The sequence below is a fragment of the Pseudomonas sp. PDM21 genome, from assembly GCF_014852505.2.
Taxonomy (GTDB): Bacteria; Pseudomonadota; Gammaproteobacteria; order Pseudomonadales; family Pseudomonadaceae; genus Pseudomonas.
Genome location: NZ_CM181223.1, coordinates 6,293,096 through 6,315,749 on the forward strand (window position 1 = coordinate 6,293,096; position 22,654 = coordinate 6,315,749).

21 protein-coding genes are annotated in these 22,654 nt (G+C 65.3%); 11 read left to right on the plus strand and 10 right to left on the minus strand.

The window, feature by feature from the left end:
- Nucleotides 1-27: 27 nt before the first annotated feature.
- Together ptsP and IB275_RS29000 are read right to left on the minus strand one after the other, a co-directional pair.
- The gene (gene ptsP, locus IB275_RS28995; protein WP_081515272.1) at nucleotides 28-2,307 is read right to left on the minus strand and encodes a phosphoenolpyruvate--protein phosphotransferase; all 2,280 of its coding nucleotides are present in this window, start codon (nucleotides 2,305-2,307) and stop codon (nucleotides 28-30) included.
- Between the two features lie 31 nt (nucleotides 2,308-2,338).
- A complete protein-coding gene (locus tag IB275_RS29000) occupies nucleotides 2,339-2,818 on the minus strand; it encodes an RNA pyrophosphohydrolase (RefSeq protein ID WP_017520843.1) in 480 nt (159 codons plus the stop codon).
- A gap of 147 nt (nucleotides 2,819-2,965) precedes the next feature.
- On the opposite strand from IB275_RS29000, the gene IB275_RS29005 reads away from it, so the two are divergent.
- On the plus strand, nucleotides 2,966-3,622 hold the full coding sequence (locus IB275_RS29005; protein ID WP_192293439.1) for a histidinol-phosphatase: 657 nt from the start codon (nucleotides 2,966-2,968) through the stop codon (nucleotides 3,620-3,622).
- A gap of 25 nt (nucleotides 3,623-3,647) precedes the next feature.
- Here IB275_RS29005 and IB275_RS29010 read toward each other — a convergent pair whose 3' ends face one another.
- The 3 genes from IB275_RS29010 to ilvA all read right to left on the minus strand — a co-directional run bounded on the left by IB275_RS29010 (nucleotide 3,648) and on the right by ilvA (nucleotide 6,177).
- Complete coding sequence (locus IB275_RS29010) at nucleotides 3,648-4,115, minus strand: DUF2269 family protein (RefSeq protein ID WP_192225113.1); 468 nt, start codon at nucleotides 4,113-4,115, stop codon at nucleotides 3,648-3,650.
- A gap of 10 nt (nucleotides 4,116-4,125) precedes the next feature.
- Nucleotides 4,126-4,593, minus strand: a complete 468-nt coding sequence (locus IB275_RS29015) for a DUF2269 domain-containing protein (RefSeq protein ID WP_192293441.1) — start codon at nucleotides 4,591-4,593, stop codon at nucleotides 4,126-4,128.
- A gap of 69 nt (nucleotides 4,594-4,662) precedes the next feature.
- Nucleotides 4,663-6,177 carry a threonine ammonia-lyase, biosynthetic gene (gene ilvA / locus IB275_RS29020; protein WP_494514420.1) on the minus strand — a complete coding sequence of 505 codons (1,515 nt, stop codon included), beginning with the start codon at nucleotides 6,175-6,177 and terminating at the stop codon, nucleotides 4,663-4,665.
- A gap of 201 nt (nucleotides 6,178-6,378) precedes the next feature.
- Between ilvA and rpiA the strand changes: the two genes are divergently transcribed.
- The 3 genes from rpiA (at nucleotide 6,379) to IB275_RS29035 (ending at nucleotide 9,633) form a co-directional block, all read left to right on the plus strand.
- Complete coding sequence (gene rpiA / locus IB275_RS29025) at nucleotides 6,379-7,050, plus strand: ribose-5-phosphate isomerase RpiA (protein ID WP_081515267.1); 672 nt, start codon at nucleotides 6,379-6,381, stop codon at nucleotides 7,048-7,050.
- Nucleotides 7,051-7,143: 93 nt separating this feature from the next.
- A complete protein-coding gene (locus tag IB275_RS29030; RefSeq protein WP_192293443.1) occupies nucleotides 7,144-7,476 on the plus strand; it encodes a YegP family protein in 333 nt (110 codons plus the stop codon).
- A 213-nt stretch (nucleotides 7,477-7,689) separates the two neighbouring features.
- The gene (locus IB275_RS29035; protein WP_192293446.1) at nucleotides 7,690-9,633 is read left to right on the plus strand and encodes an autotransporter outer membrane beta-barrel domain-containing protein; all 1,944 of its coding nucleotides are present in this window, start codon (nucleotides 7,690-7,692) and stop codon (nucleotides 9,631-9,633) included.
- A 21-nt stretch (nucleotides 9,634-9,654) separates the two neighbouring features.
- Here IB275_RS29035 and IB275_RS29040 read toward each other — a convergent pair whose 3' ends face one another.
- Nucleotides 9,655-10,578, minus strand: coding sequence for an SdiA-regulated domain-containing protein (locus IB275_RS29040; protein ID WP_192293448.1), 924 nt, complete (start codon nucleotides 10,576-10,578; stop codon nucleotides 9,655-9,657).
- Nucleotides 10,579-10,727: 149 nt separating this feature from the next.
- On the opposite strand from IB275_RS29040, the gene IB275_RS29045 reads away from it, so the two are divergent.
- The 7 genes from IB275_RS29045 (at nucleotide 10,728) to IB275_RS29075 (ending at nucleotide 18,691) form a co-directional block, all read left to right on the plus strand.
- Nucleotides 10,728-11,744: an AraC family transcriptional regulator gene (locus IB275_RS29045; protein WP_192293450.1), complete on the plus strand. Its 1,017-nt coding sequence runs from the start codon at nucleotides 10,728-10,730 to the stop codon at nucleotides 11,742-11,744.
- Between the two features lie 237 nt (nucleotides 11,745-11,981).
- Complete coding sequence (locus tag IB275_RS29050; RefSeq protein ID WP_081515262.1) at nucleotides 11,982-13,031, plus strand: ABC transporter ATP-binding protein; 1,050 nt, start codon at nucleotides 11,982-11,984, stop codon at nucleotides 13,029-13,031.
- Nucleotides 13,028-13,942: an ABC transporter permease gene (locus tag IB275_RS29055; protein ID WP_081515261.1), complete on the plus strand. Its 915-nt coding sequence runs from the start codon at nucleotides 13,028-13,030 to the stop codon at nucleotides 13,940-13,942. The genes IB275_RS29050 and IB275_RS29055 overlap by 4 nt, the downstream gene beginning before the upstream one ends.
- Nucleotides 13,939-14,727: an ABC transporter permease gene (locus IB275_RS29060; protein WP_045215587.1), complete on the plus strand. Its 789-nt coding sequence runs from the start codon at nucleotides 13,939-13,941 to the stop codon at nucleotides 14,725-14,727. Before IB275_RS29055 ends, IB275_RS29060 begins: the two co-directional genes overlap by 4 nt.
- 43 nt (nucleotides 14,728-14,770) lie before the next feature.
- Complete coding sequence (locus IB275_RS29065; protein WP_081515260.1) at nucleotides 14,771-15,820, plus strand: ABC transporter substrate-binding protein; 1,050 nt, start codon at nucleotides 14,771-14,773, stop codon at nucleotides 15,818-15,820.
- A 387-nt stretch (nucleotides 15,821-16,207) separates the two neighbouring features.
- On the plus strand, nucleotides 16,208-17,605 hold the full coding sequence (locus IB275_RS29070; RefSeq protein WP_081515259.1) for an APC family permease: 1,398 nt from the start codon (nucleotides 16,208-16,210) through the stop codon (nucleotides 17,603-17,605).
- A 54-nt stretch (nucleotides 17,606-17,659) separates the two neighbouring features.
- Entirely contained in the window at nucleotides 17,660-18,691 is a 1,032-nt protein-coding gene (locus tag IB275_RS29075; protein ID WP_017520827.1) for a histone deacetylase family protein, read from the plus strand.
- Between the two features lie 73 nt (nucleotides 18,692-18,764).
- Here IB275_RS29075 and IB275_RS29080 read toward each other — a convergent pair whose 3' ends face one another.
- The 4 genes from IB275_RS29080 to IB275_RS29095 all read right to left on the minus strand — a co-directional run bounded on the left by IB275_RS29080 (nucleotide 18,765) and on the right by IB275_RS29095 (nucleotide 22,483).
- The gene (locus tag IB275_RS29080; RefSeq protein ID WP_192293452.1) at nucleotides 18,765-19,142 is read right to left on the minus strand and encodes a NirD/YgiW/YdeI family stress tolerance protein; all 378 of its coding nucleotides are present in this window, start codon (nucleotides 19,140-19,142) and stop codon (nucleotides 18,765-18,767) included.
- 118 nt (nucleotides 19,143-19,260) lie between these two features.
- Nucleotides 19,261-20,178: an SdiA-regulated domain-containing protein gene (locus IB275_RS29085; protein WP_192293454.1), complete on the minus strand. Its 918-nt coding sequence runs from the start codon at nucleotides 20,176-20,178 to the stop codon at nucleotides 19,261-19,263.
- An 84-nt stretch (nucleotides 20,179-20,262) separates the two neighbouring features.
- A complete protein-coding gene (locus tag IB275_RS29090) occupies nucleotides 20,263-20,928 on the minus strand; it encodes a fumarylacetoacetate hydrolase family protein (protein ID WP_192293456.1) in 666 nt (221 codons plus the stop codon).
- Nucleotides 20,929-21,088: 160 nt separating this feature from the next.
- Nucleotides 21,089-22,483, minus strand: a complete 1,395-nt coding sequence (locus IB275_RS29095) for a D-2-hydroxyglutarate dehydrogenase (protein WP_138213750.1) — start codon at nucleotides 22,481-22,483, stop codon at nucleotides 21,089-21,091.
- Nucleotides 22,484-22,654 lie beyond the last annotated feature (171 nt).

A 22,654-nucleotide genomic window follows, 5' to 3' on the forward strand; every position in this document is an offset into this window, starting at 1 on the left:
TAGCTTTCGTAAAGAACTGTCGCCGCGTCAGGCCTGGATGGTCGCGGCCGGGTTGATCACACGGCCCAGCCCCAGGTTGCGCAGGGCCAGGTGCAGCGAGCTGTGGATAACCTGCGGGTTGTCGAAGGTCATCAGCTGACTGAGCAGCTCCCGCGCCCGGGACAGGGTCATCTGGCGCAACAGCCATTTAACCTTGGGCAAGTTCGTGGCGTTCATCGACAGGGAGTCGAAGCCCATGGCCATCAGCAGCACGGCCGCCGCCGGATCGCCGGCCATCTCGCCGCAGATGCTCACCGGCTTGCCTTCGGCGTGGGAATCATCGACCACCTTCTTCAGCGCCTGCAGCACCGCCGGGTGCAGGTAGTCGTAGAGGTCGGCGACACGCGGGTTGTTGCGGTCCACGGCCAGCAGGTACTGGGTCAGGTCGTTGGAGCCGACTGAGAGGAAGTCCACCTGGCGCGCCAGTTCGCGGGTCTGGTACACGGCGGCGGGGATCTCCACCATCATGCCGATCGGCGGCATGGGGATGTCGACGCCTTCGTCGCGCACTTCGCCCCAGGCGCGGTGGATCAGGTGCAGCGCCTCTTCCAGCTCGTGAGTGCCGGAGATCATCGGCAGCAGGATGCGCAGGTTGTCCAGGCCTTCACTGGCCTTGAGCATGGCGCGGGTCTGCACCAGGAAGATTTCCGGGTGGTCGAGGGTGACGCGGATGCCGCGCCAGCCGAGGAAGGGATTGTCTTCCTTGATCGGGAAGTAGGACAGCGCCTTGTCGCCGCCGATGTCCAGGGTGCGCATGGTCACCGGCAGCGGGTGGAAGGCGGAGAGCTGCTCGCGGTAGATGGCGAGCTGCTCCTTCTCGCTGGGGAAGCGGTCGTTGATCATGAACGGCACTTCGGTGCGGTACAGGCCGACCCCTTCGGCACCGCGCTCCTGGGCGCGCGCGACGTCCGCCAGCAGGCCGGTGTTGACCCACAGCGGCATGCGATGGCCGTCCAGCGTCTCGCAGGGCAGCTCGCGCAGCGCGGCCAGGCCCTTGCTCAGTTCCTTCTCTTCGGCGACCACTTCGCCGTACTGCTTGACCAGCTGCGGCGACGGGTTGGTGTAGATCTCGCCGTGGTAGCCATCGACGATCAGGTCGATGCCGTCGACCTTGGAATACGGCAGGTCGACCGCGCCCATGACGGTCGGGATGCCCATGGCGCGGGCGAGGATGGCGACGTGGGAGTTGCCCGAGCCGAGTACCGAGATCAGGCCCACCAGCTTGCCTTCGGGCACTTCGCCGAGCATGGCCGGCGACAGCTCCTCGCTGACGATGATGGTCTGGTCGGGGTAGGTCAGCGACTGCTTACGCTCTTCCTGGAGGTACGCCAGGATGCGCCGGCCGATGTCCTTCACGTCCGATGCACGCTCACGCAGGTAGGCGTCGTCCATCAGCTCGAAGCGCTGCACGTGCTCCATGACCACCTGGCGCAGGGCGCCCTGTGCCCACTGGCCGGTGCGGATGATGCGCTTGACCTCGAGGCCGATGGAGGCGTCGTCGAGCATCATCAGGTAGACGTCGAACAGCGCCCGCTCTTCCTTGCGCAGCTGGGTGGCCAGCTTGCTGGAGAGATTGCGCATGTCCTCGCGGACCGACTCCAGCGCCTGCTTGAAGCGCTCGACCTCGGCCTCGACGTCGTCGATGGGTTTGTCCGGAACGACTTCCAGATCAGCCGGCGGCAGCACCACCACGGCCTTGCCCACGGCCACGCCGGGGGCGCCGGGGACGCCGACGAACTTGGCTTCGCTGATGCCCTTGCCCATCTTGCCCAGGCCGCGGATCGAGCCGGTGGCCTCGGCATGGGCGATTACGCCGGCGAGCTGCGCGCTCATGGTGACGAGGAAGGCTTCCTCGCCTTCGTCGAACTGGCGCTTTTCCTTCTGCTGCACGACCAGAACACCCATCACCCGACGGTGGTGGATGATCGGCGCGCCGAGGAAGGAGGCGTAGCGTTCCTCGCCGGTCTCGGCGAAGTAACGGTAACGGGGGTGTTCGGAGGCGTTCTCGAGGTTCAGCGGCTCTTCGCGGGTGCCGACCAGGCCGACCAGGCCCTCGTTGGGCGCCATGCTGACCTTGCCGATGGAGCGCTTGTTCAGGCCCTCGGTGGCCATCAGCACGAAGCGGTTGCTCTCCGGGTCGAGCAGGTAGACCGAGCACACCTGGCTGCCCATGGCCTCCTTGACCCGCAGCACGATGATGCCCAGCGCCGCCTTGAGGTCCTTGGCGGAGTTCACTTCCTGGACGATCTTACGCAGCGTGTTGAGCATGGCGTGGGGGTCTAACTCCTTGAACTTCGTGCTAGTCGCGCGCCAGCAGGCGCGGTGCCAATTCCTTCAGAGCCCGGCGGTAGACCTCGCGCTTGAAGGTCACGACCTGGCCCAGCGGGTACCAGTAGCTCACCCATTTCCAGCCATCGAATTCGGGTTTGCCGGTGACATCCATGCGCACCCGGCTTTCCTCGCCGGTCAGGCGCAGAAGGAACCACTTCTGTTTCTGCCCGATGCACAGCGGCTGGCTGTTGGTACGCACCAGACGTTGCGGCAGGCGGTAACGCAGCCAGCCCCGGGTACAGGCGAGGATCTTGACGTCCTGCTCTTCCAGGCCGACTTCTTCGTTCAGTTCGCGGTACAGCGCTTCCTCAGGGGTTTCTCGGGCGTTGATGCCACCCTGGGGAAATTGCCAGGCTTCCTGGTTGATGCGCCGTGCCCACAGTACCTGTCCGACATCGTTGCAAAGGATGATGCCGACATTGGGGCGAAAACCATCGGGATCGATCACGGCGGTACATCCTCGAAATCGCGTGTGCCCGCATTGTTCCACAAAGCTTGTGACAGCGGCAACGCGGGCTGCGGCGTCCTGTGCCGGGTGGGCAAAAGCCGTTACTCTAGGCGACTTTTCCGTATTGGCAACTGGCGGTAATCCATCGTGCGACTGGCTCTCTTCGATCTCGACAACACCCTCCTGGCCGGCGACAGCGACCACAGCTGGGGCGAATGGCTGTGCCAACGCGGGCTGGTGGATGCCGGCGAGTACCAGGCGCGCAACGATGCCTTCTATGCCGACTACATGGCCGGCACCCTCGATGTGTTCGCCTACCAGGCCTTCACCCAGGCGATCCTGGGCCGCAACAGCCTGGACCAGCTCGACACCTGGCACCGTCAGTTCATGCAGGAGGTGATCGAGCCCATCGTCCTGGCCAAGGGCGAGGCCCTGCTGGCCGAGCACCGCGCCGCGGGCGACAAGCTGGTGATCATCACCGCCACCAACCGCTTCGTCACCGGTCCGATTGCCGCGCGCCTGGGCGTGGAGACGCTGATCGCCACCGAGTGCGAGATGCTCGATGGCCTCTACACCGGCCGCACCTTCGACGTGCCCTGCTTCCAGGGCGGCAAGGTGACCCGACTCAACCGCTGGCTCGAAGAGACCGGCCTGAAGCTGGACGACGCCTACTTCTACAGCGACTCGCGCAACGACCTGCCGTTGCTGGAGCGGGTAGCCAACCCGGTGGCCGTCGACCCCGACGACACCCTGCGCGCTACTGCCACCGAGCGCGGCTGGCCGGTGATCAGCCTGCGCGACTGAGCGCCCGTCAACCTGCGCTGAGGGTTCAGAAGCCCTTGTTGACCATCAGGTAGAAGATCGCCAGGAAGGCCAGGAACGCCGGCCAGCCCAGGGCGAACCACCAGCGCATATAGAGGAAGGCCCTGGGCGGCAGCGCCGCACCATCACGGTGCGCCGCCTCGGCCATGTCGCGCACGCGGATCTGCAGCCACACCACCGGCAGCCAGCAGACGCCCGCGAACACGTAGAGCGCCAGGCTCCATAGCAGCCAGCCCGAATCCAGCGGCCAGCCAGCCATATGCGCCATGGCGATGCCGCTCAGCGGCTGGAACACCGCCGTGGTGGCGATGAACAGCCAGTCGGCAGTGACCAGATGGCGGAAGGTGATGCGAATGGCTTCCAGGTTGCCGCTGCGCCAGGCGCGCCAGCTGTAGTAGGCCGAGCCCAGCCCGGTGCCGAACAGCAGCGTGGAAGAGAGTATGTGCAGGGTCTTGAGCAGCAGGTAGAGGTTCACGCGGTGGGCATCACACCGGCTTGCTGATCATCAGCACCAGGATCGCAACTACGCACAGTAGCGCCAGCACGAAGAAAGCCAGGCCGAACTTCCACTGCCGCGCGGCGCCGGCAGAAATCGGCTCGCCACTGCTCTGCGCCACCAGCGCCAGGTCGCGGATGCGCCACAGGCGGGTGGTGAACAGCAGCCAGAAGATAGTCGCGACGATCAGCAGGCAGGCGCTGCCCAGCAGCCAGGTCTGCCCCAGAGGCCAGCCGACAGTCTGCACCATGCGGTAGCCGGTGACCGGCAGGCTGGCGACGCTACCGGCTACCAGCACCCAGCCGATCAGGCCGATGCGCTGCAGCGCCTTGGCGATCACCCCGGCGTCGCCGCCACGCCAGCTGCGCCAGCCGTACCAGGCCAGGCCGATGATGGCCAGGAACGGCAGCACCGCGGCGATGCCGTGGAGGATGCGGAAGGTCTGCAGGCTTTCCATTTCAATTCCCTGTGAAGAAGGCGGCGTTGCGACAAGCCTAGCAGCAGTCGCGCCGCCCCGGCCCGATCCTCAGCCGAGGAACAGGCGGTAGGCCGGGTTGTCCGTCTCGTCCCAGTAGGGGTAGCCGATCTCTTCCAGCGCGGCCGCCACCAGGTGGCGTTCGTCTTCCGGTACCTGCAGGCCCGCCACTACGCGCCCATCGGCCGCGCCGTGGTTGCGGTAGTGGAACAGGGTGATGTTCCAGCGCCCGCCCAGGCGGTTGAGGAAGTTGAACAGCGCGCCGGGACGTTCGGGGAACTCGAAGCGGAACACCTGCTCGCCGGAGACCCGCGGCGAATGGCCGCCGACCATGTGGCGGATGTGCAGCTTGGCCAGTTCGTTGTCGGTCAGGTCCAGTACCGGGAAGCCCTGCTCCTGCAACTGCTGCACCAGTGCCGCGCGCGGGTCGTTCTCCGGGTGCGTCTGCACGCCGACGAAGATGTGCGCTTCGCTGTTGGTGTTGTAGCGGTAGTTGAACTCGGTGATCTGGCGCTTGCCGATGGCCTCGCAGAAGGCCTTGAAGCTACCCGGACGTTCGGGGATGGTCACCGCGATGATCGCTTCGCGCTTCTCGCCCAGCTCCGCACGTTCGGCCACGTGGCGCAGGCGGTCGAAGTTGATGTTGGCGCCCGAGTCGATGGCGACCAGGGTCTCGCCCTTCACGCCTTCGCGCTCGACGTACTTCTTGATTCCGGCTACCGCCAGCGCGCCGGCCGGCTCGGTGATCGAGCGGGTGTCGTCGTAGATGTCCTTGATCGCGGCGCAGATTTCGTCGGTGCTGACGGTGATCACTTCATCGACATGGTCCTTGCACAGCTCGAAGTTGTGCTTGCCGATCTGCGCCACGGCGACGCCGTCGGCGAACAGACCGACCTGGCCGAGCACCACGCGCTCGCCGGCGGCCATGGCGGCCTGCAGGCAGTTGGAGTCGTCCGGCTCGACGCCGATGACCTTGATCTCCGGGCGCAGGTACTTCACGTACGCAGCAATGCCGGCGATCAGGCCGCCGCCGCCGACGGGCACGAAGATCGCGTCGATGCGGCCGGGATTCTGGCGAAGGATTTCCATGGCCACGGTCCCCTGGCCGGCGATCACGTCCGGATCGTCGTAGGGGTGGATGTAGACGTAGCCCTTCTCTTCCACCAGCTTCAGCGAGTGCGCCAGCGCGTCGGGGAAGGCGTCACCGTGCAGCACGGCCTTGCCGCCACGGGCGCGTACGCCCTGGACCTTCAGCTCCGGCGTGGTGCGCGGCATCACGATGGTGGCCTTGATACCCAGCTCGCGGGCGGCCAGCGCCACGCCCTGGGCATGGTTGCCAGCGGACGCGGTGACGACGCCGCGGGCGAGTTCTTCCGGGCTCAGCTGCGCCAGCTTGTTGTAGGCGCCGCGAATCTTGAAGGAGAACACCGGCTGCAGGTCTTCGCGTTTCAGCAGAATCTGGTTGCCCAGGCGCTCGGAGAGTTGGCGGGCGGGCTGCAGGGGCGTTTCCACGGCAACGTCGTAGACACGCGAGGTGAGGATCTTCTTGACGTAGTGTTCGAGCATCGGAAGGGCTATATCGGCGGCTTTTCGAGGAACCGCGAGTCTACTCCAGCCGGCGCGACGCGGGCCACCGAACAATCCGCGCGCAGATGACCATAACAGTTGCCCGGCGGCGCAACACCGGCGCGCCGTCGACCGCTATAATCCGCCCTTTCGACTATTCTCCGGCGCCGTTGCGCCCATCCAGGTAAGAAGACCCTCGCCATGAACCAGGATCAGCTCAAGCAGGCTGTGGCCCAGGCCGCCGTCGACCACATCCTTCCGCACCTCGACAGCAAGAGCATCGTCGGCGTGGGCACCGGCTCCACCGCCAACTTCTTCATCGACCTGCTGGCCAAGCACAAGGCCGAGTTCGACGGCGCCGTGGCCAGCTCCGAAGCCACTGCCCAGCGCCTGAAGGGCCACGGCATCCCGGTCTACGACCTGAACACCGTCAGCGAGCTGGAGTTCTACGTGGACGGCGCCGACGAGACCAACGAGCGCCTGGAACTGATCAAGGGCGGCGGCGCCGCGCTGACCCGCGAAAAGATCGTCGCCGCGGTCGCCAGGGAATTCATCTGCATCGCCGACGCCAGCAAGCTGGTGCCGATGCTCGGCGGCTTCCCGCTGCCGGTGGAAGTCATCCCCATGGCCCGCAGCCACGTGGCGCGCCAACTGGTGAAGCTGGGCGGCGACCCGGTGTACCGCGAGGGCGTGCTGACCGACAACGGCAACATCATCCTCGACGTGCACAACCTGCGCATCGACAGCCCGGTACAGCTGGAAGAGGCGATCAACAACATCGTCGGCGTGGTCACCAACGGCCTGTTCGCCGCGCGCCCGGCCGACCTGCTGCTGCTGGGTACCGCCGAAGGTGTGAAGACCCTCAAGGTCTGACGCCTCAAGGCGCCATCCGCCGGATGGCGCCTTCCAGAGCGCCTGCTGCCGTCTACGCTGGGATGACCCAACCCTCCCGGAAGGAGATGCAGCATGGCCGCCAAGTACCATCTGAAGAAGGCCAGTGATGGCCAGTTCCACTTCAACCTGCACGCCAGCAACGGCGAGATCGTCCTGACCAGCGAGCTGTACAAGGCCAAGACCTCGGCCATCGACGGCATCGAGTCGGTGCGCAAGAACTCCCAGCGCGAAGGCGCCTTCGAGGTCAAGGTCGCCGCCAACGGCAAGCACTACTTCGTGCTCAAGGCCACCAACGGCCAGGTCGTCGGGCAGAGCCAGATGTACGCCAGCAAGGCCACCGCCGATACCGGCGTGGCGGCGGTCAAGCGTTACGCAGCCGAAGCACCGATCAGCGACGACACCTGACAGCGCACCGTTTCGGTGAGTGCTCCCGCACGCCCGCTCAGCACGGCCGGCCTTACCGCCGGTCGTGTATCACCATTGTTACAGTGGCGCGACACCCGCGGTCACTGACGCGTCAAATTCCGCCCATCTCCGGCGAACCGGTCCACATCCTGCTTTCCTCCGGCGCACGCATCGAAGACCGATGCGATTCCAATCGACACAGAGGAAAGTGCCGTGTTCAGACCCTTAGCCGTTGCGGTCAGCCTGGGCTGCGCTGCGCTGGCAACCGACGCCAACGCCTACGAATACGGGGAATATGCCGGGGACACCCTCGACTCCCTGATCAACGATTACCCCGGCCGCTACCGCGGCACCGCCAGCTTCGCCGGCGCCACCGCGCTGATGCAGTCGCGCCTGGGCTCCGGCTACCAGACGCAGGTCCAGGATTTCACCTGGGCCGGCAACCGCAGCTCGCAGAACGTCATTGCCAGCGCCCCGGGCAGCAGCGGCCAGTACGTGGTACTGGGCGCCCACTACGACACCTACTACGGCCGCCCCACCCTGCAGGGCCTGGACGACAACGGCTCGGGCGCCGCCGTGCTGACCGAAATCGCCCGCAACCTGGGTGGCGTCGCCTTGGAAAACGGGCTGGAAGTGGTCGGCTTCGGCGCCGAGGAGGAAGGCCTGCGCGGTTCGCGCGCCTACGTCGCCTCCCTCAGCGACGAACAGCGCAGCAACCTGCTGGGCATGATCAACCTCGACAGCCTGATCACCGGCGACAAGATGTACGCCCACGCCGGCCTCAACAGCGTCGACAACCCCGCGCTGGGCGCCTACCGCGACCAGCTCCTGCGCATCGCCCAGGAACTGAAGATCCCGCTGTTCACCAACCCCGGCCTCAACGAGGAATACCCTGCCGGTACCGGTTGCTGCAGTGACGGCGAAAGCTTCGAGGACCTGAACGTCCCGGTCCTGTTCATCGAGGCCACCAACTGGGAGCTGGGCGATCTCGACGGCTACGAGCAGACCGACAACCCCGCCATCCCCGGCGGCGCCACCTGGCACAACCCGGCGCTGGACAACGAGCAGGTGCTCACTGGCGCCTTCGGCCAGGAGCGCATCGACCAGCGCCTGCGCGACTTTTCGCGCCTGCTCACGCGCCTGGTGCTGGAACTGACCAACGCCGACCTGCTTGCCTCCACCGCCTCTGGCGGCGCCATGGCACGGCAGATGGAAGACCAGCTGCAACGCCAGCACCTGGCCCTGACCCGCCTTCACGACCGCCGCTGGCTGACGCTGCTGGGCAGCTCGCGCCCGGTCGGCAGCTTCGACGGCGCCGTCGGCGTGGAAGGTGAGACCACCCCCGAAAGCGGCTTCGACATGCCCGGCGACCCGCGTTCCCACCGTGCCGGCGTCAACCTGCTGGGCGACTACCGCGCCAGCGAGGCGGTGACCGTCGGCGGCAGCCTGAGCTTCCAGCGCAGCCGCGACTACCTCGACCACAGCGCCCGCCTGGAAGCGGAAACCTGGCAACTGGGGCTCTACGGCCTGCTCAACGATGGCGGTGCTGCCTGGCTGGGCGGCGAGCTGAGCGCCGGCTACGCCGACTTCGACAGCAAGCGCTCGGTATACCTGAAGGCGAACAACGGCCCGGTGCTGCTCGACCAGCGCATCGACGGCGACACCAACGCCTGGTTCTGGGGCGCGCGGGCCGACGGCGGCTACGACTTCGACATCGCTGGCATCAAGACCGGGCCGCAGGGCGGGCTGGACTTCGTGCACTACCGTATCGACGACTTCAATGAGGACGACGACCTGCGTACTGCGCTGGGCTACGAGAAGCAGGACTACGACTCGGTCGAAGCCAGCCTCGGCTGGGGCCTGCGCGGTGAGCTGCCGTTGGGCAACCGCATGGCCGTGCAGCCCTACGCCAGCGTGCGCTGGGTGAAGGAGCTGGCCGACGGGCGCCTGGACGACATCGCGCTAACCGCCCTGGGCGATGGCCGCACCCGCGTCGCCGATCTGGGCGACGTGGACAAGGACTTCGGCCGCGCCCAGCTCGGTGCCCTGCTGGCAGTCACCGAGCAATTGGGCGTGTTCGCCGAGGCCAACTCGCGCTTCGCCCACAGCGAAGGCAGCCAGGCGTCCTATTCCCTCGGCGTGCAGTGGCAGTTCTGAGCGCCGGAGAGCGAGGCGCCTTCAGTGCGCCTCGCGCTTCTTGAACACATAGAAGAGATTGGGCTCGCTGACCAGGTAAAGCGTGCCCTGGTCGTCCATGGCGATGCCCTCGGCCTGCGGCACGCTGCGCCGCAAACCCTGCATGCCGCGCAGCAGCGACAGCGAGCTGATCGGCTCGCCATTGGCGCTCAGCTCCAACACCAGCCGGGACTCGTCGGACAGCGCCAGCAGGTGCCCGCTGCGCTCGTCGTACTGCAGGCTGGAAAGGTCGCGGACGAACAGGTTGCGGTTGTGCTCGAGGTCTTCCACCACATGCACCGCGATGGGTTGCTCAGACTGCTCGTAGGGGAAGCCGCGCACCTCGTAGATATGCACCGGGTTGCGCTCCTTGGCGACGAACAGGCGCTTGCCCTGCGAGTCGTAGGCCAACCCCTCGAAACCGCTGTTCCCGCCGCGCCCCAGGGCCAGGGCGAGCTGCTGGGCGTCTTCGGCGTGCAGTTCCTTCGTGTCGTCGCGCAGCTCCACTCGCAGCAGGCGCTGGTGGGTCTCGTCGGTGATCACATAGACGTTGCGACTGATGTACTCGATGGCTTCGGTATCGCCGAAGCCATGCAAGGCGATCCTGCGCAGCACCTTGCCCTCCAGCGACAGTTCGACCAGCTCGTTCTGCTTGTTGGTGACGGTGAACAGGGTCTGCCGGTCCGGGTCGTAGGTCAGCGCCGAGACGTTGTCCTCCAGCCCCACGATGGGCTGCGCCTCCAGGACCACGCGGTAGTCGGGCAGCCAGAGGGACTGTTCCTGCCACTGCGCAGCGTGGCGCCACTCGTTGAACTTGAACCAGGCGCGCTCGTAGACCCGGAAGCTCTGGCCCAGCGCGAACAGCGCGGCCAGGGTGAGCAGCGCCAGCAGCAGGAACAGGCGACGGGGTTTGAGCAGACGGCGCATGGAGGACTCGGGGTGGGGATGGCGTGGCAGAGTGACAGCAGCGCCTGAAGCCAAACTTAAGGACCATCATCCGCTGCGGGCAGGCTAGAGTCAGGTTAGCGCAAGACTGTCCTGTGTTTCTTTTGCAAACGACTGCAAGAGGCGTATCGATGGCCCAGCACCTGCTTCCCGAACAACGCCAGCAAGCGACCCTGCACACGGTGGTACTGGCGACCGAGGTGCTGCACCACGCCGGCGTGCCGCGCCCGAAGCTGCTGGAGGGCAGCGGCATAGTCGAGGCGGACCTGCTGACGCCGGAGAAGCTGATCACCCACGCGCAGGAGCTGCGGGTCTTCGCTAACGCCCTTAACTGCCACCACGACCCGGCGCTGGGTCTGTATCTCGGCCTGCGCATGCACGTCTCGGCTTACGGCATCCTCGGGTACAGCATGCTCGCCAGCCGCACCCTGCGCGATGCGCTGCAACTGGCGCTGTCGTTCCCTGAGCTGCTCGGCACCTACTTCCGCCTGGCGCTGACGCCGCAGGGAGACGAGGTCCACCTGACCGCCGACGGCTACCGCTACGCGCCGGAGCTGACGGTGTTCAACACCGAACTGTGCCTGACTTCGCTGCTGACGGTGATCCGCGACCTGCTCGGCGAGTCGGTGCGCCCTCGGCGGCTGTTGCTGGCCTATCGGCCGCCACTGCACGCGGAAACCTACACCGAGCGCCTGGGTTGCCCGGTGGATTTCGGCGCCCCCACCAGTGCATTGTGCTTCAGTCCGGCGCTGCTGGACCGGCCGCTGCCGCTGGCCGATCCGGTCAGTTGCCACAACGGCGTGCAGCAGTGCCTGCGCATGAGCGGGGTGCTCAGCGCCCGTGGCGATGTGCTCGACCAGTTGCGCCAGCACCTTGCGAGCCACCTGCAGGACACCGCCAGCCTGGACACCGTGGCGCGCCACCTGCACCGCTCCACCCGCACCCTGCGGAGGCACCTGCAGCAGCAGAACACCAGCTATCAACAGGTGCTCGACGAGGTGCGCTTCGACCGCGCGCGGCAGTTGCTCAAGGACACCGACCTGCCGATCTACCTGATCGCCGAACAGCTGGGCTACAGCGAGACGGCCAGTTTCCGCCATGCCTTCCAGCGCTGGAGCGGGGCGAGCCCGAGTTTGTATCGGGGCTGATGCTCGATCATCCCCTCATGCCACCGCGCCGAGACCTCTCGAAACGACATCCCGCTGACGCCCGAAATCCAGCATGGCAGAGCGCATTTTCAACTTGGCCTGATTTATCCCTTATTGGCCTGATCTATCGTTCTGCGTATCCCGGCGCTTGGTCATTATCAATCCGCAGCTAGGTGAAACGGTCTTAGAAACCGTAAAACCTCAACAATAACAACTGCTTAACTGCATGGTACAAGCATGACCAGCGCGATCACCATCGAGCGGATATGCATGGAGTTCGGTACACCCGGACAAGGCCTCAAAGCCCTGGACGATGTGTCACTGGAAATCCGCGCCAACGAATTCTTCACCCTCCTCGGCCCATCGGGCTGCGGCAAGACCACCTTGCTGCGACTGATCGCCGGCTTCGAACAACCCTCCTCCGGCAGCATTCGCCTTTACGGCGACGCGATGGAAGGCCTCCCGCCCTTCCGCCGCCCGGTCAATACCGTCTTCCAGAGCTACGCCCTGTTCCCCCACATGACGGTGGCGGAGAACATCGCCTTCGGCCTGGAAATGCAGGGCAAGCAGCGCAGCGACATCGACGCCACCGTGCAGAAGATGCTCGACCTGGTGCGCCTGCCCGACGTCGGCAAGCGCCGCGCCGACCAGCTCTCCGGCGGCCAGCAACAGCGCATCGCCCTGGCCCGCGCCCTGGCCAGCCGACCCAAGGTACTGCTGCTCGACGAATCGCTTTCCGCGCTGGACCTCAAGCTGCGCAAGGAAATGCAGATCGAGCTCAAGCGCCTGCAGCACGAAACCGGCATCACCTTCATCTTCGTCACCCATGACCAGGAAGAAGCGCTCACCATGTCCGACCGCATCGCGGTAATGAGTCGCGGCAAGGTCATGCAGATCGGCACGCCCACCGAGATCTACGAGGCGCCGGTCAACCGTCTGGTGGCCGACTTCATCGGCGAGACCAACTTCCTCGAGGGCGAATCCAGCGGTGACAGCGTGCGCCTGGCCGACGGTCAGCTGCTGCCGGCCGCCACCACTCTGCCCGGCAAGGTAACCCTGGCGATCCGCCCGGAGCGCACCGAGCTTGCGCAGGATGGCCAGCTCGAAGGCGTGGTCGAGAACATCGTCTACGTCGGCACCGACACCGTGTACCACCTCAATGTCGCCGGTCAGGGCGGCTTCCGGGTCCGTCAGCAGAACCGCGACGGCGCCCTTTCCACCCACGCGCCCGGCGCGCGGGTGCGGGTCCGCATTCCCGCCACCGCCATCCGGGTGCTGGCCGAATGAGTACACTGCGCGCACTGGCGGAACGAAAGTCGCTGTTCAATCGCCTGGCCCTGACCAGCCCGGCGATGATCATGCTGGTGGTGTTCCTCGTCCTGCCGCTGGGCATCATGTTCGCCGTGTCGATCCAGGCACCGGGGGACTACGGCGGCGTGAAATGGGGCCAACACACCGTCGAGGCCTACATCAACTTCCTCTGGGAACGCGACCTGGACGACAGCCTGGCCTTCAACGCCGACTACCTGGGCATCTTCCAGCGCTCGTTCTGGCTATCGATCCTGACCACCCTGGGCTGCGTGCTGATCGGCTTCCCCACCGCGCTGTACCTGGCGCTGCAGGACGAACGCCGACGCAACCTGCTGCTGTTCCTGGTTACGGTGCCGTTCTGGACCAACCTGCTGGTGCGGGTCTACGCCTGGATGCTGCTGCTGCGCAACGGCGGGCTGATCGACGAAGGCCTGCACGGGCTGGGCTTCTCGGACGCATCCCTGGGCATCCTCTACACCGACAACGCGGTGATCATCGGTCTGCTCTACACCTACCTGCCGTTCATGGTCCTGCCCATCTACACCAGCCTTGAGAAGATGGACTGGCGCCTGGTGGAAGCGGCCTTCGACCTGGGCGCCAACCGCTGGAAGGCCCTCAAAAGAATCATCATCCCACTGGCCATGCCCGGCATCGTCGCCGGCTGCATCCTGGTGTTCATCCCTTCGCTGGGCAGTTACATCATTCCCGAGCTGCTCGGGGGCGGTAAGTCGCTGATGATCGGCAACCTGATCCAGCTGCAGTTCGGCACGGCGCACAACTGGCCGTTCGGCGCGGCGCTGTCCTTCGCCCTGCTGGCCTTCGTGCTGCTGGCGATGATGATCTACAGCATGCGATTCAAACAGGGCGCGTCGGGAGGTCATCCATGAAGTCGGCCAACCCGCTCTGGCGGTTCACCGGGGTCCGGCCCGCCGCCTGGCTGTTCTTCGCCTTCCTCTACATCCCGATCTTCGTGCTGGTGGTGCTGAGCTTCAACAGTGGCCAGTCGGCGACGCTGTGGGAAAGCTTCAGCCTGAAGTGGTACTCGGTGGTGGCGGACGACCCGGAGATCCTTCGCGCCGCGAAGAACTCGCTGATCGTCGCGACCCTGGCCACCGTCGTCGCCACCACCCTGGCCACGCTGGCTGCGCTTGGCATGCGCGGCCGCTCGTTCCGTGGGCAGACGCTGATGAGTGGCGTGCTGGGCCTGCCGCTGCTGGTGCCGGAGATCGTCACCGCGGTGGCGACCCTGATGTTCTTCGCCTTCATCGGCCTGAAGCTGTCGCTGTTCACCATCCTGCTGGCGCACATCGTGTTCTGCATTCCCTTCGCCTATCTGCCGATCCGCGCCCGTCTCGAAGGCATGGACCCGCGGCTGGCGGAAGCGGCGGCGGACCTCTATGCCTCGCCGTGGAAGACCTTCTGGAAGGTGACCTTCCCCCTGCTGACGCCGGGGATCGTGTCGGGGGCGATGCTGGCGTTCATCATCTCGATGGACGACTTCGTCATCACCTACTTCGTCGCCGGTGCCGGGGCCACCACCCTGCCGGTGTACATCTTCAGTTCCATCCGAATGGGGATTTCCCCGAAGATCAACGCCATATCTTCAATAATACTGTTGATTTCCATCGCGTTCGTTGCGTTGTCGTACTACGTCGGCCAGCGTCGCCGCTGACCTCCTGCCGCCAAACAAAACAACATTGCAAGGAGCTTCACCGATGAAATTCCGCCGTACCCCCATCGCCCGCGCGCTCGTCGCCGCCAGCCTGTTGCTGGCCGGCAGCGCCCATGCCGACGGCACCCTGCACTTCGCCAACTGGTCCGACTACTTCCCGCCGGAACTGCTGAAGAAGTTCGAGAAGGACACCGGCATCCACGCCACCCTGGACTCCTACGACAGCAACGAAACCCTGCTGGCCAAGCTCAAGGCCGGCGGCGGCGCCTACGACGTGGTCGTGCCGTCGGACAGCTTCATCGAGATCTTCGTCAAGGAAGGCCTGCTGCAGAAGCTCGACAAGTCGCAGCTGCCGAACCTGGCGAACCTGAAGGACAAGTTCAAGACCCTGACCTACGACCCGGGCCACGACTACTCCGTGCCCTACCTGTGGGGCACCACCGGCTACAGCTACGACAGCGCCAAGGTTCCCGGCGGCAAGCTGGACGAGAGCTGGAAGCCGTTCTTCGAGCCGCCGGCCGAGCTGAAAGGCAAGGTGGTGGCGCTCAACTCCATCGAAGAACTGTACGCCCCGGCGTCCTACTACCTGGGCATCGACGAGTGCACCGAGGACCCGAAAGAGGCGGCGAAGATCCAGGACCTGCTGCTCAAGCAGAAACCGATGCTGGCCATGTACAACAGCGACGGCACCATCGAGCGCATGGCCGCCGGCGAAGTTTCCATGCACCAGCAATGGAACGGCGCCTTCCACCGCGCCCACGCCCAGCGCGCCAGCCTGGTCTACGTCTATCCCAAGGAAGGCGTGCGCCTGTTCATCGACAACCTGACCATTCCCAAGGACGCCACCAACATCAAGGAGGCCCACGCCTTCCTGAACTGGATGATGCAGCCTGAGAACATCGCCCTGGCCTCCAACTTCGCCAAGTACAACAACGCGATCGAAGGCTCGGACAAGTACATGGACAAGGAGCTGTTCGACGACCCGGCGATCAACACCCCGGCGGACAAGCTGGATCGTCTGAAGCCCTTCAAGCTGTGCTCGCCCAAGGCACTGCAACTGCGCTCCAAGGTCTGGACCAAGCTGAAGAAATGACCCGTAGGTCACCCGGCGTGGCGGTGCGCGCCGGGTGACCCTGACAGCCAATTTGGCCATTTCGATCCCTTTTTGACCCTTTGCAGGGTTCTGCCCGGCACCCCCGGTTGCTAGAGTCGGGCGGCTCGCGCAGGGAGCGGCTGGAAAGGCGGCCAGCCCTTGCCCCATCACAGATGGCGCAAGGATTTCCCGAGGGAACGCGAGCGCGTTATCCACAAGAACAAATGCCCCGAGAACGCCCATGACCAGCTTTTGCGTCACCCTGCAGCAAACACCCTCATTCCTCGCGCGTCGTCAGCGCTGCGGCTGAGCCGTAGTCGACGACATCAGGACGGCCACCGAACGCCGCCCGCCCGCAAGACCACATAAAAATCGCGAGGAATCCCCATGGCCAGCCAACACAGCGCCAGCACCACACGCACTCCACAGAGCACCCAACAGGGCACCCCGGCCAACGCCGACGCCCGCCTGAAACGCGTCCTCGGCCTGCCCGCCCTGGTCTTCTTCGGCCTGGTCTACATGGTCCCGCTGACCATGTTCACCACCTACGGCGTGGTCACCGAAATGACCGGCGGCCGCACCGCCACCGCCTACCTGATCACCCTGCTGGCGATGCTGTTCACCGCAGCGTCCTACAGCTTCATGGTGCGCAAGTACCCGATTTCCGGCTCCGCGTACTCCTACACCAGCCTGAGCTTCGGCCCGGTGGTCGGCTTCCTGTCCGGCTGGTCGCTGCTGCTCGACTACCTGTTCCTGCCGATGATCAACTACCTGCTCATCGGCCTGTTCATGAACATCGCCTTCCCGGAAATCCCGGCCTGGATGTTCGTGGTCGCCTCCATCGCCCTGGTCACCGTGCTCAACGTGGTCGGCATCAGCCAGGTCGCCGGCATGAGCAACGTCATCGTCGGCGCGCAGCTGGTGTTCATCGTGGTGTTCGTGGTCATGTCGATCAAGAGCCTGGCCGGCGGCGCCGCGATCGACTTCTCCTTGCCCTTCGTCGGTGACGGCACCCAGCCCGGCTTCGCCCCGCTGATGGCCGGCGCCGCCGTGCTGTGCCTGTCGTTCCTGGGCTTCGACGCGGTCTCGACCATGGCCGAGGAAACCCGCGACGCGCGCCGCGACATCCCCCGCGCGATCATCATCACCACCGTCATCGCCGGCCTGATGTTCACCCTGCTGGCGATCATCAGCCAGCTGGTGTTCCCCGGCAGCGTGTTCCAGAACGCCGACTCAGCGGCCAACGAAGTGATGCTCAAGGCCGGCGGCCAGTTCCTCGGCAACTTCTTCACCTCCGCCTACATCGCCGGCTGCATCGGCTCGGCGCTGGCATCCCAGGCTTCGGTGTCGCGCATCATCTTCACCATGGGCCGTGACGGCATCCTGCCGCGCAGCCTGTTCGGTGTCCTGCACGCGCGCTTCCAGACCCCGGTCGTGGCGATCCTGGTGGTCTCCGCCGTGTCCCTGCTGGCGGTCGTGCTGGACCTGACCACCCTCGCCTCGATGATCAGCTTCGGCGCGCTGGTGGCCTTCTCCGTGGTCAATCTGGCGGTGATCCGCACCTACTTGGGCGTCGAGCGCCGCCGCGGTGCGAAGAACGTCCTGCTGTACGGGGCGATCCCGTTCATCGGCCTGTGCCTGACCCTGTGGCTGTGGACCAGCCTCTCGCAGCTGACGCTGGTCGTCGGCCTGAGCTGGTTCGCAGTCGGCTTCGCTTACCTGGCGGTGCACACCGGCGGCTTCCGCCGCAAGGCACCGAGCGTGAACTTCGAGGAAAACGCCTGACGGCAGAGCTACTAGAACCCAACGGGCGCCCGGAGGCGCCCTCAGGAGCGCGTGATGTTGACGATCTATACCGACGACCATCGCTTGCACCACGGTCAGCACGAGCTGATCGGCGGCCAGTTCACCCCCTGCTTCGAAAAGCCCAGCCGCGCCGACATGGTGCTGGATCGGGCCAAGGCGGTGAAACTGGGCGACATCCAGGCCCCGCGGGACTTCGGCCTGGAACCCATCCTGAGGGTGCACAGCGAAGGCTTCGTGCGGTTCTTGCAGCACGCTTGGCGTGACTGGCTGGCCACCGGCCGGACCCACGACATGCTGCCGATCTGCTGGCCTACCCGCCGCCTGCGGCAGAAAGAACCGGACAGCATCGACGGCCGGCTGGGTTACTACAGCCTGGACGCCGGCGCGCCGATCACCGCCGGCACCTGGCAGGCGGTGCTCAGCTCGGTGAACGTGGCGATGACCGGCCAGGCCGAACTGGCCAAGGGCGCGCGCTCGGTGTTCTCGCTGTGCCGGCCGCCGGGTCACCACGCCTCGGCGGACTTCATGGGCGGCTACTGCTTCTTCAACAACGCGGCCATCGCCGCCCAGTCGATCCTCGATCAGGGCGCCAACCGCGTGGCCATCCTCGACGTCGACTACCACCACGGCAACGGCACCCAGGACATCTTCTACGACCGCGCTGACGTGCTCTTCACCTCGATCCACGGCGACCCACGCTTCGAGTACCCCTACTTCCTCGGCTACGCCGACGAAAAGGGCCAGGGCGTGGGCGAAGGCTTCAACTTCAACTACCCGCTGGCCTCGGGCAGCGACTGGTCGGTGTGGAGCCTGGCGCTGCAGGCGGCGATCCGGCAGATCTCGGCGTACAAGCCAGACGTACTGATCGTGTCGCTGGGCGTGGACACCTACAAGGAAGATCCGATCTCCCAGTTCAAGCTGGACAGCCCGGACTACCTGCGCATGGGCGAAGCCATCGGCAAGCTGGGCCTGCCGACCCTGTTCGTGATGGAGGGCGGTTACGCGGTGGAAGAGATCGGCATCAACGCGATCAACGTGCTGCAGGGCTTCGAAAGCATCGGTTGACGCCGCTCCTGCGGAGCTCTGAAAACAAGAAAGCCGCACCGGGGCCCCCGGCGCGGCTTTTTTTGGCGTTGGATTACTGAAGGATTTCGACGCGGTCCACGTCGATATCGGTGGCCTTCTGCTTGTGGTGGTCAACCTCGCCGGTCAGGCGCACCTTGGTGTTCTCGGAGACCGAGGCACCGGCGGGCCAGTCGTCGTGGTCGATCTCGACCTGGATGCTGCCGGTGGCGTCCTTGAACTCGTAGTGCTCACCGCCGATGCGCTTGGTGATCACGCCTTCCAGCACCACCGGGGTGTCGTCGGCGGCGGACTGTGCCTGCTTGACCGTGGTGATCTGTGCGGCGGCGGCAGCGGGCTTGGCGTCGCTGCCCGGGCCTGTGTAGCCGGCGGCCAGGGTCATGGTGGAGAACAGGCCAACGGCAGCGATCAGGGGGAGATGACGAAGTTTCATGGATGAGCCTCCTGGGGCGTTTTCGATGGGTTCAGCTTAGAACCGGTGGCTGAAACCAGCCTGAATCCGGACTTAACCCAACCTTAAAGCCATCCGACCCGCACTCCCCCGCTCTGGATCAATCTGTTTTGACGGTCGCCTCGCGCTTGAAAACGTAGAACAGGTCCGGCTCGCTCACCATGTAAATGGTGCCCTGCTCGTCGATGGCCACGCCCTCGGCGCGCGGGATGCGGTCATCCAGGCCGTTGAGGCCGCCGAGCAGACTGATGAAGCTGATCGGCTCGCCCTTCTCGTCCAGTTCCAGCAGCAGGTGCGACTCCGCCGACAGCACCAGGGTGTGGCCGGTGCGCGGGTCGATGCTCAGCGCCGACACGTTGGTCATCAGCAGGTCGCTGGGCAGGGGCTGCAGCGCACCGCTCAGGCTGGCCCCACCGTCGCTGGCGAGGCTGAACAGCGCCAGCGGATCACGCTCCTGGCCCAGCACCAGTCGATGCTGGCGGGGGTCCCAGGCGATGCCCTCGATGCCCTTGTTCTTCTTGCCGCGCGGACCGAGGTCAAAGCTGGACAGCTTCGCGGTGCTCAGTTCGCGGGTCTGCGGGTCGACATGGAAGATGGTCAGGGAATTCTGGCGTTCGTCGGTCACGGCGATGTTGCCGTTCTCCAGTACCGCCACGCCCTCGGGGTTCGACATGCCCAGCAGCGGGATCACCCGCAGCACATCACCGGTAAGCGACAGCTCGGCCAGCAGCGGCTTCTTGCCGGTAACGGTGAACAGGGTGCGGGTCACCGGGTTATAGGCCAGGTCGGAGGTTTCCTGCCCCTCGAGGCCACCCTTGAGCGGCTTGGCCTGGATCACTGCACGGTATCCGGGCAGCCAGACGCTTTCCGAGCGCGCCTGGGCGCTGGTGTCCTGTTCGCGCAGCCAGAGGCGCGCGCGGTCATCCCAGTGGAAGCGGGAGGTCAGGTAGCCGAGCACCACGAGGATGAACAGCAGGGCCAGCAGCAGCCAGCGGGGACGAAGGATGGACATGGTCATGACGACTCTTGTTGGTCAGCACGGCAAGGTGCCCCGCAACAAGCGAAGGCCGCACAAACGGCGGCCTTCGGCGGGACAACGGGGTTAAAGCACGCGGCTTTCGAATCGGCTGGCGCCGGGAAGTTCCAGCACCACCTCACTGCCGCTCGTGAGCGGGCCGACGCCGACCGGGGTGCCGGTGGAGACCACGTCGCCCGGCTGCAGCGAGAAGTGCCCGCAGATGTGCTGGATCAGCGGCACGATGGGGTTGAGCATGTCGCGGCTGTTGCCGTCCTGGCGGACTTCGCCGTCGATCACCAGGCGGATGCCGATGTCGGTCGGGTCCGGGAAATGGTCGGCGCTGACGAAGGGCGCCAGCACGAAGGCGCCGTCGAAGGACTTGGCCAGCTCCCAGGGCAGGCCCTTTTCCTTCAGCTTGGCCTGCACGTCACGCAGGGTCAGGTCCAGCGCCGGGGCGTAGCCGGAAATGGCGTCCAGCACTTCCTCGGCGCTCGGCTTGCGCGACAGCGGCTTGCCGATCAGCACGGCGATTTCCGCCTCGTAGTGCACCGAACCACGATCTTCCGGGATGGCGAAACCACCGGCCTGCGACACGGTGCAGGAACCGGGCTTGATGAACAGCAGCGGCTCGGTCGGTACCGGGTTGTTCAGCTCCTTGGCGTGCTCCGCGTAGTTGCGGCCGACGCAGACCACCTTGCCCAGGGTGAAATGGATCGGGGTGCCATCGACGTACTGATGCTGGTAACTCATGACCGACTCCTGACAACGCATGGAAGAGATGATCCGCGCGGGGCTCGTGATCCCGCGCGGTTGCCCGCATCCTGCCGGCGCACGCGCCACTTCCCGTGACGCTGACGTGCGAAGGGCCGGCCCCTCTATCCAAAGAACCGGCCCTTCTGGATACAGCAGCTTATTCGGCGAAGATCTTGCCGGGGTTCATGATCCCGTTCGGGTCGAACACCGCCTTGACCGCCTTCATGTAGCCGATTTCAGCCTCGGAGCGAGAGTAACCCAGGTAATCGCGCTTGGTCATGCCCACGCCGTGCTCGGCCGAGATGGAGCCGTTGTATTTCTGCACGGTCTCGAAGACCCACTTGTTGACGGTCGCGCACTTGGCGAAGAACTCGTCCTTGGTCAGGTTCTCGGGCTTGAGGATATTCAGGTGCAGGTTGCCGTCGCCGATGTGGCCGAACCAGACGACTTCGAAGTCGGGGTAGTTGGCCGCGACGATATCGTCGATGTCCTTGAGGAAGGCCGGGACCTTGCCGACGGTGACGGAGATGTCGTTCTTGTAGGGCGTCCAGTGGGAGATGGTCTCGGAGATGTACTCGCGCAGCTTCCAAAGGTTCTGCAGCTGCTGTTCGCTCTGGCTCATCACGCCGTCGAGGACCCAGCCCTGCTCTACACAATGTTCGAAAGTGGCCAGCGCCTCGTTGGCCACTTCCTCGGTGCTCGCCTCGAATTCCAGCAGGGCATAGAACGGGCAGTCGGTCTCGAAGGCCGGCGGCACGTCGCCACGGGCCATGATCTTGGCCAGGGCCTTGTCGGAGAAGAACTCGAAGGCGGTCAGGTCCAGCTTGTTCTGGAAGGCGTGCAGCACCGGCATGATCGAGTCGAAGTCCGGGGTGCCGAGGACCATCGCGGTGAGGTTCTTCGGCTGGCGCTCCAGGCGCATGGTGGCCTCGACCACGAAGCCCAGGGTGCCTTCGGCGCCGATGAACAGCTGGCGCAGGTCATAGCCGGTGGCGTTCTTGATCAGGTCCTTGTTCAGTTCGAGCAGGTCGCCCTTGCCGGTGACGACCTTCATGCCGGCCACCCAGTTGCGGGTCATACCGTAGCGAATGACCTTGATACCGCCGGCATTGGTGCCGATGTTGCCGCCAATCTGGCTGGAACCCGACGACGCGAAGTCCACCGGGTAATACAGGCCGTGCTCTTCGGCGAAGGTCTGCAGCTGCTTGGTGATCACGCCCGGCTGGCAGACCACGGTGCGGTCGAATTCGTTGAATTCCAGCACCTTGTTCATGTAGTCGAAGGCCACGACCACTTCGCCATTGGCGGCGACAGCGGCGGCGGAGAGACCGGTACGGCCACCCGAGGGAACCAGCGCGACTTTGTGCTCATTGGCCCAGCGGACGATGGCCTGGACCTGCTCGGTGCTCTTGGGGAAGGCGATCGCCAGGGGCGCCGGGGCGAAATGCTTGGTCCAGTCCTTGCCATAGGTCTCGAGGGAATCGGCGTCTGTCAGCAGCTTCCCGGCATCCAGCAGGGGCTTGAGCGATTCGATCAGGGCGTCGCGGGTCATTGGAGGAACTCTCAAATGGTTCATGGTCGTCCTGAGAACAGCTCAGGTCGCAACCGGGCAAGGAAAAGGGAGAACATGCTAGCATACGCACCCCACGCAGATCGCCACCTGGCGCCAAGCTTGGCACCGGCCGGTCCGGCCTGAGCTGTTCAATTTCTCGCCACATCCCGG

Excerpts from the sequence above, each read along its gene's own strand:
- IB275_RS29095 (WP_138213750.1), bottom strand. The coding sequence starts at position 22,483 with ATGACCCGCGACGCCCTGATCGAATCGCTCAAGCCCCTGCTGGATGCC.
- rpiA (WP_081515267.1), top strand. The coding sequence starts at position 6,379 with ATGAACCAGGATCAGCTCAAGCAGGCTGTGGCCCAGGCCGCCGTCGAC.
- IB275_RS29075 (WP_017520827.1), top strand. The coding sequence starts at position 17,660 with ATGTTGACGATCTATACCGACGACCATCGCTTGCACCACGGTCAGCAC.
- ptsP (WP_081515272.1), bottom strand. The coding sequence starts at position 2,307 with ATGCTCAACACGCTGCGTAAGATCGTCCAGGAAGTGAACTCCGCCAAG.
- IB275_RS29030 (WP_192293443.1), top strand. The coding sequence starts at position 7,144 with ATGGCCGCCAAGTACCATCTGAAGAAGGCCAGTGATGGCCAGTTCCAC.
- IB275_RS29065 (WP_081515260.1), top strand. The coding sequence starts at position 14,771 with ATGAAATTCCGCCGTACCCCCATCGCCCGCGCGCTCGTCGCCGCCAGC.
- IB275_RS29015 (WP_192293441.1), bottom strand. The coding sequence starts at position 4,593 with ATGGAAAGCCTGCAGACCTTCCGCATCCTCCACGGCATCGCCGCGGTG.
- IB275_RS29070 (WP_081515259.1), top strand. The coding sequence starts at position 16,208 with ATGGCCAGCCAACACAGCGCCAGCACCACACGCACTCCACAGAGCACC.
- IB275_RS29080 (WP_192293452.1), bottom strand. The coding sequence starts at position 19,142 with ATGAAACTTCGTCATCTCCCCCTGATCGCTGCCGTTGGCCTGTTCTCC.
- IB275_RS29050 (WP_081515262.1), top strand. The coding sequence starts at position 11,982 with ATGACCAGCGCGATCACCATCGAGCGGATATGCATGGAGTTCGGTACA.
- ilvA (WP_494514420.1), bottom strand. The coding sequence starts at position 6,177 with ATGCTCGAACACTACGTCAAGAAGATCCTCACCTCGCGTGTCTACGAC.
- IB275_RS29040 (WP_192293448.1), bottom strand. The coding sequence starts at position 10,578 with ATGCGCCGTCTGCTCAAACCCCGTCGCCTGTTCCTGCTGCTGGCGCTG.
- IB275_RS29060 (WP_045215587.1), top strand. The coding sequence starts at position 13,939 with ATGAAGTCGGCCAACCCGCTCTGGCGGTTCACCGGGGTCCGGCCCGCC.
- IB275_RS29085 (WP_192293454.1), bottom strand. The coding sequence starts at position 20,178 with ATGACCATGTCCATCCTTCGTCCCCGCTGGCTGCTGCTGGCCCTGCTG.
- IB275_RS29045 (WP_192293450.1), top strand. The coding sequence starts at position 10,728 with ATGGCCCAGCACCTGCTTCCCGAACAACGCCAGCAAGCGACCCTGCAC.
- IB275_RS29090 (WP_192293456.1), bottom strand. The coding sequence starts at position 20,928 with ATGAGTTACCAGCATCAGTACGTCGATGGCACCCCGATCCATTTCACC.
- IB275_RS29055 (WP_081515261.1), top strand. The coding sequence starts at position 13,028 with ATGAGTACACTGCGCGCACTGGCGGAACGAAAGTCGCTGTTCAATCGC.